The organism is Legionella sp., from assembly GCF_965140895.1.
In the GTDB taxonomy this organism is placed as follows: Bacteria; Pseudomonadota; Gammaproteobacteria; order Legionellales; family Legionellaceae; genus Legionella.
Genome location: NZ_CBCSKT010000134.1, coordinates 1 through 13,308 on the forward strand (window position 1 = coordinate 1; position 13,308 = coordinate 13,308).

The window sequence follows — 13,308 nt, forward strand, 5'->3', positions numbered from 1 at the left end:
TCCAGCTCCTTGCTGATTTGAGAAGCATACCTCACTTGTGCTTTCCAAAATAGAAGGTACTTATTTAACCGCTTACAAAAATTGCAATTTAAATTTCCATATATACCTAACACCTATATCAAATATTTTGGAAATGCACCTATTAACAAAGAGATAGAAATAGAAGGATTTATTACAAATAAAATTAATATTTGTGATGTCACCACAAAAATTAATACAGAAGATACTTCCAATAATACCCTTGAAAACACAGAAGAAAACTCGTTTTTTGAGGATGAAGATAACATAGAACTTAACACAGAAGTTAACACACCAAGTGGCTCTGTAAAGAATATTATTTTTAATAAAATTAATAATAATAACAACAATAACAACAAACACGGCATTTGCAGTAATTTCACACCTAACGCTGAAACCATTTCACGAGCCAAGATTCTCGGCTACAGCAACGTAGAAGACCCCACTGAAATCCAAAGCTTCATCGAGTACAACACAGCGTGCGGTGCACAATGGGCTGACTTCAATCCAATTTACTTACGCTGGTTGGCTAAAAGCCAGGAACGCCAACAACAAAAAAATCAAATGAAGAATACACGGAGTTTTAATCATGAAAACCAACACCGCAACAACACCAAGACCAATCCATCAAGTGTTCGCGAACGCGTCATTCAAGCCTACGCAAGCGAATTTAACTTCTGCGAAGAAACAAGACGATTCGACTCAAAAGCCGAACAAGAGCAGCGGATTTATTGCGACTTTGTGGCTGCAATTAACTGATATCTACGGTCCATGTTTTATCACGAAACATGGCGTTAAAGACTCAGGCGTGTGGTTTCAAGCGCTTCATGATGTGAATGAAGAGGAAATTGCGTTGGGATTACGAGCGTTGTTTGATGATGTGCGCTTTGAAACATGGCCACCGAATTGCATCGAATTCAGACACCTTTGTATTAAGCGACGAAAAAAAGAGCTTCCAAGTGTGCATAAGGCATTTAATGAAGCGCGGCGTAACCTGAATTTTTCAACCATTACCTGGAGCCATCCCGCCGTAAAATTTACGGTAAAGCACTTAGGGGTTGACGTAGTGAATGCAGCCAGAGCGGATATTGCTTTTGCACAATTTAGCACGCTGTATGCCAAAGTCTGTGAGCGAATTCTTGAAGGTTTTGAAGTGCCTTATGTGGCTGATGAGGAGCTGGTAATCCACCGAAAAACAACAGGAAAAGATATTCCACGATTATCTCAATTAATTAAGGTGAACTCATGAATAAGTCTCCATTGAGCGTGTACCAACCCTACGACTTATTAAGACAATTGCGAATTTGCGCCCACAACTTACTGATTGCCTATGATGCCACGTTAAACAATGACCTATGGATTGCGTTTGAAAAAGCCATTGGGGTGTGCGAAACCCTGATGCTCCAATCGCAAATGAATTCCTCTAAAACGATTCACTAACAACAAAGGAAAAACAATGAGCGCTGCTCTGATGTATTGTCACAAAAAATTTAGAAAAGCCTTGAACACCGCGCATGAGCGTAAAGATATTTATGAGGCGTTTCAGCAACTCGAACTCGAGATGAAGCAACTGGACCACTTGGTTCAAATCAATCTGTATTCAGCAGCGACTCAATTTATTGAAAGCTTAATTCAGGACCCAGAGGATTCAATTAATGCCGTAGAAGTGTTTGATTTAAGATGCCGAACCATCCTGGATTCACAATACAACACCTCCTACTACATCGTGCTTGGTCTTGCCGCGATTGCTATTGCTTGCGCCACACTGGCCTTTGGTGGTGCGCTGGGGATTGGTATTGGCATGTTATCGGGTCTATGGCAAACCCCGCTTCTTTATATGGCCTCCCTGATGGCTTATGAAGTACCTGCTTTAGGCGTTGCGGCCTTAAGCACGACATTAGGCATCGGGACAGGACTCATTTCTGCCTATTCATTTTTTAAAGAGCCAGGCGTGGTCACAGCCAAAAATCAATGCATTGATGTGGTTAACACCCATTATTTAGCAGAGCCCGTGCCTGAAGTAGAGCAAGAAGAGCCTGCTCGTGTAATGAATCACTAGAGAAGATGAATACAACTTTGAGCTGCAACTCACTCAAGGGAACTGAACACAGAAACATAGGGAACACGGATGAGATTAAATAAAAGAAAACAAGCGCTTACTATTGCATCCTTAATTTCAGGGTTGCTTTTTACGGGAGTAGGCTTCTGTACGAAAGTGGATGAAGACGCTCTTGCTGCTCGATGTGATGGCGTCTACACCACATTAGACCGGATGTATGAAGAGCAGAAATTTGCTCCTTGCGCCGATGATGTTGAATTTGCGCGATGGGTGATGGAAGACACAGGGGCTTTAATTCGTTCCTATCGCTATTCAGATGCTTTAGGTCATTTAAGAGCGGCCGACCGAGAATTAAGTGACATTCACCATAAATCAACTGAGTGCGCCTATTTCTCTTCCAAGGTAAAACCCTCTTTAGATGAAGTCCATACCTTAGTGCATGAACTTGAAGCGGTTCTAACGAACGAAACACACCATTAATAAAGGAGAATGCCATGTTACTTTTAACAAGAAGAATAGGTGAAGCGGTAATCATCGGGGATAACGAAATTAATGTAACCATTTTAGCAATCAAAGGAAATCAGGTGCGCTTAGGATTTAAGGCCTCGAAAGAAATAGCCATTCATCGAGACGAGATTTACAACCGCATTCAGCTTGAAAAACATCAAGCCAATGCAGTACAGGCCTTGTCAATTGATGAATCCATCATCAACCAATTAGAGGTGAAATTTAAAAAAAACGCACATCGCGAGCTTGCTCATTAATCATTGGAAATAAATCATAAGGAACGTAGTAATGAAACAGTACATAGTACACGGTTTTAAAGTAATGAACCTCAGCGCGTGTGTCGGGGCAGTTGCCTTATTGACCAGCTGTGCGGCCACGCAAACGGCTTTGGAGCACCGTAATTTAGAAGTAAACACCAAGTTGAGTAAAACCATTTTTCTCGACCCCGTATCACCTGCACAAAAAACCATCTTTGTTGCGGTTAAAAATACCTCCGATGAACCATTTGAATTGGGCAAACCGTTAACTCAAACCCTAACCGCGAATGGGTATCGTGTGGTAACCAATCCCAATCAGGCACATTACCTGATTCAGGCCAATATTCTCAAGGTGGGTAAAATGAGTCGGTCTGCCTCGCAAAATGCACTGGGTGGGGGTTATGGTTCCGCACTGGCAGGTGCTGGAACTGGAGCGGCCTTAGGCGCCTTTGGCAATTCTAAAACCATGCTTGCAGGAGGGATTGTAGGAGGTGTAGTGGGATTAGCCGCGGATTCTCTGGTTAAAGAGGTCAATTACACGGTCATTACTGACGTTCAAATTTCAGAACGAGTAGGTAAAGGGGTAACCGTGAAGGAGCGCTTTAATTCAGCACTGGAAAATGGCTCTGCTTCCAGCACCTATCAAACATCTTATAAACACAGTGATTATCAACGCTATCGAACACGAGTGGTGTCTAATGCCAATAAAATGAATCTATCGTTTGCGCAAGCGCGTCCGGCGTTAGAGCAGGGGTTAGTGAAGGCCTTAGCAGGAATTTTTTAATAACAACCAGTTAGATAAGGACGTACTCATGAAAAAAATAATGCGTTTCACAGGGCCTTTGGCATTAAGTGGATTGCTGATCTCTCAAATAAGCTTTGCAGGTTACCCTAATAAAAACATGCTCGCCGATCAGTGTCGTTTAGAAGAATATAAGCTGATGCGTCTCAGTGAAAGTAAACCTCGTAATAAATGCGCTGGGGATGTTGCAGTCGCTGCAGCTTATCTAGGGGCAGCAGAAACCCAAATTCGTCATGAGCACTTCGATGAAGCGTTAGTCTCACTGCACTACAGCGAAACGGAGCTCAAGGAGATTGCTTATACACGAACCTATTGCACGCAGTTTTCCACTCTCATAAAACCTGCGATTGCCCGAGTAATCAAAATCAGCAGTGAGTTGGATGTACTGGAGCGCATGAAGCTTAAGTCAGCGTCTTAAGTAAAAAACCTAAACAATTGATGTAAACAATTTGAGCAAATTAAGGCTCAAAGGATTTGTGCAGCCTGAATTCTGAAAAAGGCTGCAAAACAAAGCAATAAATGAACAAATTAACCAAATAAATGGCGTGATTTTGCGCCCTGGAAAAGGAGAATCTTAATGAGTCAGATGATGAAAAAAAAGGAACGTTTTATCAATACGGCCCTTTTATCAATCCTCAGCACCCTGCCGACAATGAGCCATGCCGCCAGCATTGAAGGCATTGTTAAAGCAGTTACATCCTATCTAACTGGTTCTCTTGCTAAAGCCGTAGCGATTTTGGCCATTGTAAGCATGGGGTATTTGTGCATATTTGCGCAAAAATTTCCCAAAGAATATTTCACCTGGACCCTGATTGGAATAGGGATAATTTTGGGTGGTTCTCAACTGTATCAACTCTGGGTGAAATAGGTTAAGCCATGAGCCAATCAATAAAAATAAATACTATTTTTGGGGCTTTAACGCGTCCAGCAATGACCGCAGGGGTGACCTTGGAGTACCACAGCTTAAACCTGATGATCTCGGTGATTACCTTCATCCTGCTCGATAACCTGTTGTATGGGTTGATTTTTATCCCAATCCACGTGTTTGGATGGTTGGTTTGTCGGTACGACAATCAATTTTTTTCCGTGATCGCCAAAGCGTTCTCAATGCCCAACATACCTAATAAATCCATCTGGGGAGTAAGAGCTTATGAATCCTATTGAAGCACTTAAGCGAGTACGCAACGAAGTCGGAATTTCTTCCATTTTCCCGATCACACATTTGAATACGCCCAGTGTTTTTGAAACCAAAGAAGGGTTATTAGGAAGTGTTATTTCGGTGGCAGGCATACCGTTTATTACCGAAGAGCCCCACACCCTAAATGCCTTATCGCATAGTGTGCATCAAGCTATTTTAGGGCTTGGTGAGCAATTTATGTGTTATGTGACCGTACATCGCAAAAAAGAAAAGGCAACACTTGATGGGACCTTTTCCTCTGCATTGGCTCAACGCATTAACGACAAGTATCATGCCCGATTTAAAAATAAGTCCTTGTATAAGAACCATATTTACCTGACCGTGCTTCTTAAAGGAGATACATCCAATTGGTTAGCTAAAGGCATGGGCTGGATGAAGCGTTTAACGGACATTGGTTCATCAGAGGCTAAAGCATTAAGTCGTGTGGAACATCTGAAAACCCTGACAAATGCCACCAATCAGCTCATAGCCTCGCTTAAAAAATTTACCCCGAAACTGTTAGGAGAGCAGGACGAACAGTTGGGGTATAGCGAATTGTTTGAGTTTTTGTCCTTAATCCCTAATGGAGGGCATGCGCTGCAATTTCAGCAACCCAATCATTGCCCTGCCATTGCACACAGCATTCCTCAAACGTTTATCGAAAACTCGCTCTATCCAGAGGGGAATCTAGGCCAATACCTGTGTTCCAAACAAGTGCTTTTTGGTGAGTACATCCAATTTCAGGGAGCAGCATCCGCTGACACGCGTTTTGCTGCCATGCTCTCGCTGAAGCAGTACGGCAGAAAAAGTTCGAGTGTTATTTTAGACCCACTTCTAAGTTTGGATTGTGAGTTTATTGCCACCCATACCTTTGCAGCGATTTCCTTAGAGGCTGCCCTTAGGGCCATTGATTTACAGCGCTCAAAACTCATCAGTTCCGCCGATAAAGGAGAGAGTCAAATTGAGGAGTTAAAACAACTCGAAGACGCGCTTGCTCGGGGGCTGGCGCAAATGGGACATCACCATAATAGCTTAATGCTGATTGCCCCAAGCATCAAACAGTTGGAGCGGGCTATTAACCAAATCGTCACCATCTATGCGCATGTGGATACCGTGGTGGTCAAAGAAAGTCCGAGTTTGGGAACCGAACCCGCATTTGCGGCCCAAATTCCTGGCAATCAGTCTTATATTGCGCGGGCAAGTCTCATTACCTCATTTAATTTCGTGGATTTTTGTTCGCTGCATAACTATCAAACTGGATTTCGAGATGGGAACAAGCTTGGGGAAGCGGTGACCTTACTTGAAACCCCATCCAAAACGCCCGTATGGTTTAACTATCATGGCAAAGGAAGCAAAACCAACCCTTCAAATGGTCATACCTTGGTCCTGGGAAGTAGTGATGCGGGAAAAACAACTTTTGTCTCATTTATGGACTCCCAAATGGGACGCTACAACGGTCGGTCCATTTTTTTAGACCGAGACCAAGCCTCTAAAATCTATATCCTCGCATCTGGAAATAGCTCCTATACGGTGATTGCGCCTGAAAATCAGGACAATATTCGCATGAATCCCTTGCAATTACCCGATACCCCAGAGAACCGAACTTTTGTAAAAACCTGGTTTGCCTCGCTGATTAAACAGTCCGGTGAAGTTGATTTACCCGCAGACATTGCAGGCCAAATCAATGAGTGCATCAACTACAACTTTGACCATCTGGATAAGCCGTACCGACGTTTAAGTCATCTAGTAAAAATTCTACCCCTGGATTTTCCACGCTGGCCTGAACTGCATCAATGGCTCAAAGGGGATGATTTACGTGCCGATGGGGAATACGCATGGCTTTTTGATAATGAAGACGACGTTCTGGAATTAGGATTTGAGCGGGTGGGTTTTGATATTACCTACCTTACGGATAACGTCAGCACACTCATTTCAACCCCCGTCTATCTTTATTTATTACACCGAATTCACCAATCACTCGATGGGAAATTAACAACCATCAACATTGATGAAGCCTTTGCAGTATTTGACTCACCCTTCTGGATAGAGGCCCTTAAAAAGGACATTCCCACCATTCGAAAAATGAATGGCCACTTTGTCTTTATGACGCAATCACCCCAAACAATTATTGACTCGGTGATTAGTCCAACCATTCTCAATAACATCATGACGATGATTATTTTTCCCAATTCCGAAGCCTGTCATACCACCTACACCCGACATTTAAAATTGAGTGAAACTCAATACCACATGGTTAAAACCAGTACTCCTGAATCCCGTGTTTTTCTGTACAAGCAAAAAAACGAGGTGATTTTGTGCAAACTTGATTTGAGTGCATTAGAAGAAGAAATTCGCATTCTTTCAGGGAATAAAGAGTCTGTTGCCTTAATGGATGCCCTTCGCGCCGAGGTAGGAGATGAGCCTGAGCAATGGCTTCCGGTGTTTCTTGAACGGAGTGCCGCATGAACCCAATTCTTACCAAAACGGCCTGTTCGTTCGCTTTGCTGTTCTCGCTCACTTCGGTATCGCATGCCGATCTGCTCGGGGTGGAGGATGCGGCATTACTCGCCAATGCGGTGAAGCAATTAGATGAATTAAGGCGCCAATATAATGTACTGCAAGATACCTACGACACCGCGAAATCTCAAGCAGATACGCTTAAAAATCTTAAAGAGTATAACAGCGGAAGCTATGGTTATGGCGCCTTTGACAACGGCTTAGATGCATTAAAAAGCTGGCAAAACCCTACCGATAATTGGAAAGAGGCTTTGGAAAAAATTTCCGGAGGAAATCCTGAGCGCTACGCGGAACTGGTTAAAAGCTATGAAGCAAGCCATCCCATGCTCAATGACGTGGACTATGCCAAAGGGGCTACCTCCAACCAACTCACTCAATACAAATACAGTAAGAAGGTGAATAAAGCCGTCAGCGTTGAAACCACGAAAACGTTTAATGAAATCAATACGCGCTTAAAAAACATCAACAAACTGGCCTTAAAGATTGATGAAACACCTAATACCAAGAGTGCGATGGATTTAAATTCACGGATCACCGCGGAGCTTGCTTACATCAACGTCATGAACCTCAAACTTCAAACTTTATTAACCCAACAACTGGCACAGAACAGTGCGAATGAGCTGGCTGAAGAGGGTGAGCTGGTTCGTTTTAATACGTCATCCCATTAAGTACAGGAGAAAGTAATGAAGATTAATCGTCACTTAATTTACTTGTTCAGCGCCGTAGCCCTCGCCACCGCACTGGCAAGTTGCGCACGACCCCATGACTTGGACACGCCTTGCCCGGATTACGGCAGACAGTGTTCCCAGGCATTAATCAATACCTAAACCCGGGCATAAGGAGAAAACCCATGAGTAAAACAATTTCACTAATTGGCTTCGTGTTACTGACGTGTTTTTTAGGAGCTTGCCATAAAAACCCGCTCAACACGAAGTCCGTGCAATCAAGCTCCCGATTTTTAATCAATGCCTCCGTGGCTGCCGAGAAGAGCTTGCACTTAGGTCTTAGCGAGGTCTCGGCGCAAAGAGCTTACCTCAATTGCATGGACGGTAAAAACACGGCGTTTGATTGCAAAGCATTCTATCAAGCCATGGTTGATTTTACCCAAAGTGGGGCGTTCCCTGAATTTAAAGCCATTACCGTTGCGGACTTAACCGATAAATCCGCGTTTGACCGGGTTCGTGAAGAGTATGAGCAACGCTTCTTTTTTAATAATTTGGAGAACTAATCATGGGCTTTTTGTACTACGACACCGTAGTCACAGGCTTGGTACGCCAAATAGATACGTTGATGGTTGAATTTGTACACAATGGGTATAAGGCTCTGACGCTTGCATTGAAAGGGCCACTGGCTGCAGTAGGCGCTTTATCGATTGTGCTCATTGGCTATGGCATTACCTATGGATTCATTAAGGCCCCAATGAAAGAGCTGTACAAATGGATTATTCGCATGGGATTTATTTACTTCTTTTTCATGAGTTGGGGGCATTTCTCAGAATATGTAGTGGGCTTATTTGATACGGGGGCAGGGCAGTTGGGCTCAGCCATTATGAAAGCCACCCATACACCGCTAGCAGGCAAATCGATTGCGCAAGGATTGCAAACCTCATTTACTGATGTCTTTCATGTGGGCTTATGGACCATCAAAAAAGCATCCCTAAAAAACTGGTGGCCTATTTTAACCGCGTTGTTTATTTGGTTATCCGGTACGTTGGTCACCGTGGTTGCACTGTATGAAATTATTGGGGCTAAAATTTTGCTCTCGATTTGTCTGGCAACAGCCCCCTTATTCATCATCTTTGTCCTCTTCGATAAAACACGGGCCTTTTTTGATCGCTGGCTTGGCCAGGTGATTGGCTATTCCCTGGTCATCATTTTTGTCTCCACGGTGATTGGTCTATCCAATAGCCTGATTCACGCCTCAATTGCGGGCTATCTTCCAGAACAAGCCGAGAGCATGAACAGTGTGGGGTGGGCGCCTATTTTCCTGGTGGCCTTATTGTGTACGGCCTTACTTGCTCAAGCTGCATCGATTGCCAAGCACATCGGAGGGGCTTGTCACACCGCAGGTGGTGGTGCCATGGCCGCGGCCGCCATTGGTGGAGCGGCTGGGGTATTGATGATGATGAAAAATTCGTATCAAAAAATGAAAGATTCTCCGCAGTCTAAAAGCAATTCAGGGGGCTCCAATGCCCAAGAGAATGGCCTTCAAGACACCACTCATTATGCAACGCGAGGTGAACTCTAATGACTCAAAAAACAAAACACACTCCTAAAGATTATTTCAGTCGGGCAAGAACTTGGGCGGATGATAATTTCAGTCAACTGCAGCAATCAAGAAACCGGTATCAGTTGGCTTTTGTGCTCTCCATGGGGCTGAACATGGCCGCCTGTCTTGCCGTGGCCGTACTTGCCAATTACCAAACCTTGGTGCCCATGCTGGTGCATCATTACGACAACGGCATCACAACGGTTGAGCCGCTGAGCAACACCAATGCACCCATGAATAAGGCTCAGGTTGAATCGGATATTGTGCGCTACGTAACCAATCGCGAATCCTATGACAGCAGCAGTTATCGGGCACAATTTGATTTAATCGGCTTGCTGTCCAACAGTACGGTGGGTGAAGAATACCTACAGGAACAAGACAAAAACAACAAAGAGGCCCCGATTAATCTTCTGGGTGCAAATGCTCATCGCCAGGTACACATCTACAGCATTAATTTTCTTGATGCCACGTTGTTTAACGAACAAGACATCTCCAAAAATCACCAAAATGTGGCTGAAGTGGTGTTTACCTTAACGGACACGGACAAAGAGCATGGAAAACCCGTGGCTCATCACTACAGTGCGCTGATTTCCTGGCACTACGTAACCCCAAGTACCTCGCCTTTAGAGCGCTGGCACAACTGGGATGGGTTTCAAGTGATCCGCTACAACAAAACCTTTAGGAATGTCTAATGAAGATTCAAAAGAATAAGGAGTACCCTATGAACCGAGTGCTATTAAACTCACTGGCCGCAGCGGCATTGCTGATAAGTACGCAGACTGAGGTAGCCGCACAAAATACCCCGAAAGCTTATTCTCAAGATGGGCGTATTTTCCGGGTCAATTATCAAGACAATAACGTGGTGCCGTTGCGCGGAAAAGCATTCACCGCAACTCAAGTGGTGTTTGGTAAAGAGGAGCACATCATCGACATCCAAGGTGGGGACAGTGCGGCCTGGATGGTCACCCGCCACCCAATGATTGGAAACAGTGTGTTTATCAAACCCACTATTTTAGGGTCGGATTCCAACATCACGATTGTGAGCAACAAGCACACGTACTATTTCCATGTCACCAGTAATAAAACGCTGGATGAAAAAATGACGTTACGTCCCTTTGCCATTAAGTTTATTTACCCGGAAGAAGAACTCCGTGAGGCGAAAGCCCGCGCAAATGCCGCGATGCGCTCTCAAAAAGAAGTCATTAATCCCCAGAAAAATCCTGAGAAATACAATTGGAATTACCGATTTAGCGGCAGTACGCAACTGACTCCCGTGCACGTTTTTGACGACGGCACCTTTACCTATTTTGAACTGGCAAAAAATCAGGCGGTTCCTGCCATTTTTGCCGTGGAAGACCGACAAGGAAAGGAATCAACCGTCAACATCAGACGCCAAGGAAACTACCTGATTGTCCAACGTATTGCCCCCCAATTTACGCTGAGAAATGGGGGCATTGTGACCTCAGTATTTAATACCAATGAAATTACTCGCATTCAACAAGGCCGGAGACCCGCATGAGTTCTAAAAACAACAATGAATTAAATGACGCCGAAAAGGCCGCACGCGAACGCTCACAAGTCACGCCCAACAGCGCATTAAAAAAGAAAAAAGACAAACTGATGTTTTTGGGTGTGGTGGTCCTATCCCTGGTGGTCTTGGTACTGATGTTTTTACCCGCCAAAGAAGAGGCACGTGCTGAAAACGAAAACCAATCAGGGGCTACTGTTCACGAAACCCTGGAGCAGAACCTTGAGCTCATTGCGAAAATGAGAACGGATGCGGAGAATGCACTGCGCGCGACCGTGAGCTCAGATCCCCATCGGGGACCCCATCATCCGCCGAGGTTGCGCAGTAAAAACCAATCAGCGCCCAAATTAAATCAGGAACTGATGGCGCGCATGAATGCGTCAAACTCATTTACCTCCGAGTCGTCCAGTTTCAATGCAGACAGTACCGCAGGACATGCTGACGAGAGCCATAGAACGCTTGCTGGAACCGGCGCGAATGCTCAATTTATGAATCAGCAAGAGGACATTGTTGCGGTGAAAGCAAAACACATTCAGCACCCTACGTACACAATTCCTGCCGGAGAAATAATTCCCGCGACCTTAGAGGTGGCCATTAATTCAGATTTGCCAGGGATGGGACGTGCCATCACCACCCGAGATATTTATTCTCTGTCTGGGGGAAATAAACTCATTCCCAGCGGTTCAACCATTGTCGGTCAATACAGTTCGGGAATCGTACAAGGGCAAAGCCGTTTGCTGATGATTTGGAATCGCATTGAGCGTTCCGATGGCGTGATTGTCACCCTTAATAGCCCTGGAACGGATGCGATAGGACGTGCGGGACTGGGAGCCGATGTGGTTGAGCGCCACTTCCTGGAACGATTTGGAGCCAGTGCGTTGCTGTCCATTCTTGGCGGGTATACCGCCATCGGAGGGGTTGGCAGTCAGGACCAGTACAATTCCAAATCTCAATACCGCATGGGCGTTGCCAGCAGCTTACAACAAACCGCAAGTCAAACCTTAGAAGACAACATTGGCATTAAGCCCACACTGTCCATCAACCAGGGTGCGCGTATTAATGTATTTGTTGCCCACGATTTAGATTTCAGTTCGGTAGGGGCCGTCTTGGATACGGCGCAATCAGCTCGTGTTGGAGGTGGATTATGGAAGTAGTGGCAAAGAGCAGCTATTTCACTCCAGGCTCGGAAGGTCTGTTATCTCCTCTGAAGCAGTTTTTTCAGGATAAGGCCGTGAGTGAGATTCTAATTAACAAACCCTATGAAGTATTTGTTGAGCGGCATGGGGTTATGGAGTGTCACACGATCCCAACACTCGATCCCATGCATCTGAGACGGTTATTTACGTTTATTGCGAATGAAAATGGGCAATGCCTGTCTGAAGAAATGCCCATGCTTTCAGGAAATTTATACGATGGTTCACGGGTGCAGCTGGTGATTCCACCGGCAGCACGTTTTCATACCCTATCCATACGTCGTCCCTCCATAAAAAAAATGACCCTGGAGGAGTATAAACAATCCCCATTTTATGACCGAGCACGGCCTTTTAATTTACATGCGGAAAATCAAGAGCACTTAAGTGAGGAGGATTTGGCTTTGGCATCCCTTCACCAAAAAGGAAGGTGGGGTGATTTCATTGCGTTGGCGGTACAGGCCAAGAAAAACATAGTCATCTCAGGCCAAACCTCATCAGGAAAAACGACTTACTTGAATGCCTGCATTGGCAATATTCCCTACCACGAGCGCATTATTACCCTGGAAGACACGTATGAAGTAGTCATTCCTCACCAAAATTTGGTGAGCTTACGTGCGCCCAAAAAAGGGGAGGGACACGTCAAAGGGCTAAGCATGCAGGACTTAGTGCAATGCTCCTTAAGACTGCGCCCTGACCGATTAATTATGGGTGAAATTCGAGGAGCGGAAGTTCTTGATTTTATCAGTGCCTGCTCCACTGGACATGAAGGATCCATCACCAGCATTCATGCCAATAACCCACGCATCGCCTTCATGAGAATGACGCAACTCTACAAGCGCAACAACGTACCCAGCATGCGCGATGAGGACATTCTTAGAGAACTACATGAGGTCATTGACGTCATCATCCAGGTAGCAAGAGATCCCAACGAACGGTTTGCCGATTCGATTTATTACAAACACGCCCACGTGAACCATTAAGG

18 protein-coding genes are annotated in these 13,308 nt (G+C 44.9%); all 18 read left to right on the forward strand.

Going from position 1 to position 13,308, the window contains the following annotated elements:
* Nucleotides 1-81 precede the first annotated feature (81 nt).
* Nucleotides 82-777, forward strand: coding sequence for a hypothetical protein (locus ACQY7T_RS12805; protein WP_428413906.1), 696 nt, complete (start codon nt 82-84; stop codon nt 775-777).
* A 49-nt stretch (nt 778-826) separates the two neighbouring features.
* Nucleotides 827-1,267, forward strand: coding sequence for a hypothetical protein (locus ACQY7T_RS12810; protein ID WP_428413907.1), 441 nt, complete (start codon nt 827-829; stop codon nt 1,265-1,267).
* Nucleotides 1,264-1,458: a hypothetical protein gene (locus ACQY7T_RS12815; protein ID WP_428413908.1), complete on the forward strand. Its 195-nt coding sequence runs from the start codon at nt 1,264-1,266 to the stop codon at nt 1,456-1,458. Before ACQY7T_RS12810 ends, ACQY7T_RS12815 begins: the two co-directional genes overlap by 4 nt.
* A 16-nt stretch (nt 1,459-1,474) precedes the next feature.
* Complete coding sequence (locus tag ACQY7T_RS12820) at nt 1,475-2,077, forward strand: hypothetical protein (protein ID WP_428413909.1); 603 nt, start codon at nt 1,475-1,477, stop codon at nt 2,075-2,077.
* Nucleotides 2,078-2,146: 69 nt separating this feature from the next.
* Nucleotides 2,147-2,557 carry a hypothetical protein gene (locus tag ACQY7T_RS12825; protein ID WP_428413910.1) on the forward strand — a complete coding sequence of 137 codons (411 nt, stop codon included), beginning with the start codon at nt 2,147-2,149 and terminating at the stop codon, nt 2,555-2,557.
* Nucleotides 2,558-2,571: 14 nt separating this feature from the next.
* Nucleotides 2,572-2,841: a carbon storage regulator CsrA gene (gene csrA / locus ACQY7T_RS12830; protein ID WP_428413911.1), complete on the forward strand. Its 270-nt coding sequence runs from the start codon at nt 2,572-2,574 to the stop codon at nt 2,839-2,841.
* Nucleotides 2,842-2,872: 31 nt separating this feature from the next.
* Nucleotides 2,873-3,625 carry a complement resistance protein TraT gene (locus ACQY7T_RS12835; protein WP_428413912.1) on the forward strand — a complete coding sequence of 251 codons (753 nt, stop codon included), beginning with the start codon at nt 2,873-2,875 and terminating at the stop codon, nt 3,623-3,625.
* A 28-nt stretch (nt 3,626-3,653) separates the two neighbouring features.
* Nucleotides 3,654-4,061, forward strand: coding sequence for a hypothetical protein (locus ACQY7T_RS12840; protein WP_428413913.1), 408 nt, complete (start codon nt 3,654-3,656; stop codon nt 4,059-4,061).
* A 168-nt stretch (nt 4,062-4,229) separates the two neighbouring features.
* The gene (locus ACQY7T_RS12845) at nt 4,230-4,511 is read left to right on the forward strand and encodes a TrbC/VirB2 family protein (RefSeq protein ID WP_428413914.1); all 282 of its coding nucleotides are present in this window, start codon (nt 4,230-4,232) and stop codon (nt 4,509-4,511) included.
* An 8-nt stretch (nt 4,512-4,519) separates the two neighbouring features.
* A complete protein-coding gene (locus ACQY7T_RS12850; protein WP_428413915.1) occupies nt 4,520-4,807 on the forward strand; it encodes a type IV secretion system protein VirB3 in 288 nt (95 codons plus the stop codon).
* Entirely contained in the window at nt 4,794-7,286 is a 2,493-nt protein-coding gene (locus ACQY7T_RS12855) for a VirB4 family type IV secretion/conjugal transfer ATPase (RefSeq protein ID WP_428413916.1), read from the forward strand. Before ACQY7T_RS12850 ends, ACQY7T_RS12855 begins: the two co-directional genes overlap by 14 nt.
* Complete coding sequence (locus ACQY7T_RS12860) at nt 7,283-8,005, forward strand: type IV secretion system protein (RefSeq protein ID WP_428413918.1); 723 nt, start codon at nt 7,283-7,285, stop codon at nt 8,003-8,005. The genes ACQY7T_RS12855 and ACQY7T_RS12860 overlap by 4 nt, the downstream gene beginning before the upstream one ends.
* A gap of 182 nt (nt 8,006-8,187) precedes the next feature.
* A complete protein-coding gene (locus tag ACQY7T_RS12865; protein WP_400188897.1) occupies nt 8,188-8,565 on the forward strand; it encodes a protein LvrD in 378 nt (125 codons plus the stop codon).
* Nucleotides 8,566-8,567: 2 nt separating this feature from the next.
* Entirely contained in the window at nt 8,568-9,584 is a 1,017-nt protein-coding gene (locus tag ACQY7T_RS12870) for a type IV secretion system protein (RefSeq protein WP_428413921.1), read from the forward strand.
* Entirely contained in the window at nt 9,584-10,297 is a 714-nt protein-coding gene (locus ACQY7T_RS12875) for a virB8 family protein (protein ID WP_428413923.1), read from the forward strand. The genes ACQY7T_RS12870 and ACQY7T_RS12875 overlap by 1 nt, the downstream gene beginning before the upstream one ends.
* A 29-nt stretch (nt 10,298-10,326) precedes the next feature.
* Nucleotides 10,327-11,124: a P-type conjugative transfer protein VirB9 gene (gene virB9, locus ACQY7T_RS12880; RefSeq protein ID WP_428413924.1), complete on the forward strand. Its 798-nt coding sequence runs from the start codon at nt 10,327-10,329 to the stop codon at nt 11,122-11,124.
* Nucleotides 11,121-12,287 carry a TrbI/VirB10 family protein gene (locus ACQY7T_RS12885; RefSeq protein WP_428413926.1) on the forward strand — a complete coding sequence of 389 codons (1,167 nt, stop codon included), beginning with the start codon at nt 11,121-11,123 and terminating at the stop codon, nt 12,285-12,287. Before virB9 ends, ACQY7T_RS12885 begins: the two co-directional genes overlap by 4 nt.
* A complete protein-coding gene (gene virB11 / locus ACQY7T_RS12890; protein WP_428413927.1) occupies nt 12,278-13,306 on the forward strand; it encodes a P-type DNA transfer ATPase VirB11 in 1,029 nt (342 codons plus the stop codon). Before ACQY7T_RS12885 ends, virB11 begins: the two co-directional genes overlap by 10 nt.
* The last annotated feature ends 2 nt before the right edge of the window (nt 13,307-13,308 follow it).

What these genes read in the sequence shown, in the direction of transcription:
- virB11 (WP_428413927.1), top strand. Translation starts at nt 12,278, where the DNA reads ATGGAAGTAGTGGCAAAGAGCAGCTATTTCACTCCAGGCTCGGAAGGT.
- ACQY7T_RS12865 (WP_400188897.1), top strand. Translation starts at nt 8,188, where the DNA reads ATGAGTAAAACAATTTCACTAATTGGCTTCGTGTTACTGACGTGTTTT.
- ACQY7T_RS12850 (WP_428413915.1), top strand. Translation starts at nt 4,520, where the DNA reads ATGAGCCAATCAATAAAAATAAATACTATTTTTGGGGCTTTAACGCGT.
- ACQY7T_RS12835 (WP_428413912.1), top strand. Translation starts at nt 2,873, where the DNA reads ATGAAACAGTACATAGTACACGGTTTTAAAGTAATGAACCTCAGCGCG.
- virB9 (WP_428413924.1), top strand. Translation starts at nt 10,327, where the DNA reads ATGAACCGAGTGCTATTAAACTCACTGGCCGCAGCGGCATTGCTGATA.
- ACQY7T_RS12885 (WP_428413926.1), top strand. Translation starts at nt 11,121, where the DNA reads ATGAGTTCTAAAAACAACAATGAATTAAATGACGCCGAAAAGGCCGCA.
- ACQY7T_RS12875 (WP_428413923.1), top strand. Translation starts at nt 9,584, where the DNA reads ATGACTCAAAAAACAAAACACACTCCTAAAGATTATTTCAGTCGGGCA.
- ACQY7T_RS12845 (WP_428413914.1), top strand. Translation starts at nt 4,230, where the DNA reads ATGATGAAAAAAAAGGAACGTTTTATCAATACGGCCCTTTTATCAATC.
- ACQY7T_RS12870 (WP_428413921.1), top strand. Translation starts at nt 8,568, where the DNA reads ATGGGCTTTTTGTACTACGACACCGTAGTCACAGGCTTGGTACGCCAA.
- ACQY7T_RS12825 (WP_428413910.1), top strand. Translation starts at nt 2,147, where the DNA reads ATGAGATTAAATAAAAGAAAACAAGCGCTTACTATTGCATCCTTAATT.
- ACQY7T_RS12840 (WP_428413913.1), top strand. Translation starts at nt 3,654, where the DNA reads ATGAAAAAAATAATGCGTTTCACAGGGCCTTTGGCATTAAGTGGATTG.
- ACQY7T_RS12815 (WP_428413908.1), top strand. Translation starts at nt 1,264, where the DNA reads ATGAATAAGTCTCCATTGAGCGTGTACCAACCCTACGACTTATTAAGA.
- csrA (WP_428413911.1), top strand. Translation starts at nt 2,572, where the DNA reads ATGTTACTTTTAACAAGAAGAATAGGTGAAGCGGTAATCATCGGGGAT.
- ACQY7T_RS12820 (WP_428413909.1), top strand. Translation starts at nt 1,475, where the DNA reads ATGAGCGCTGCTCTGATGTATTGTCACAAAAAATTTAGAAAAGCCTTG.
- ACQY7T_RS12860 (WP_428413918.1), top strand. Translation starts at nt 7,283, where the DNA reads ATGAACCCAATTCTTACCAAAACGGCCTGTTCGTTCGCTTTGCTGTTC.
- ACQY7T_RS12855 (WP_428413916.1), top strand. Translation starts at nt 4,794, where the DNA reads ATGAATCCTATTGAAGCACTTAAGCGAGTACGCAACGAAGTCGGAATT.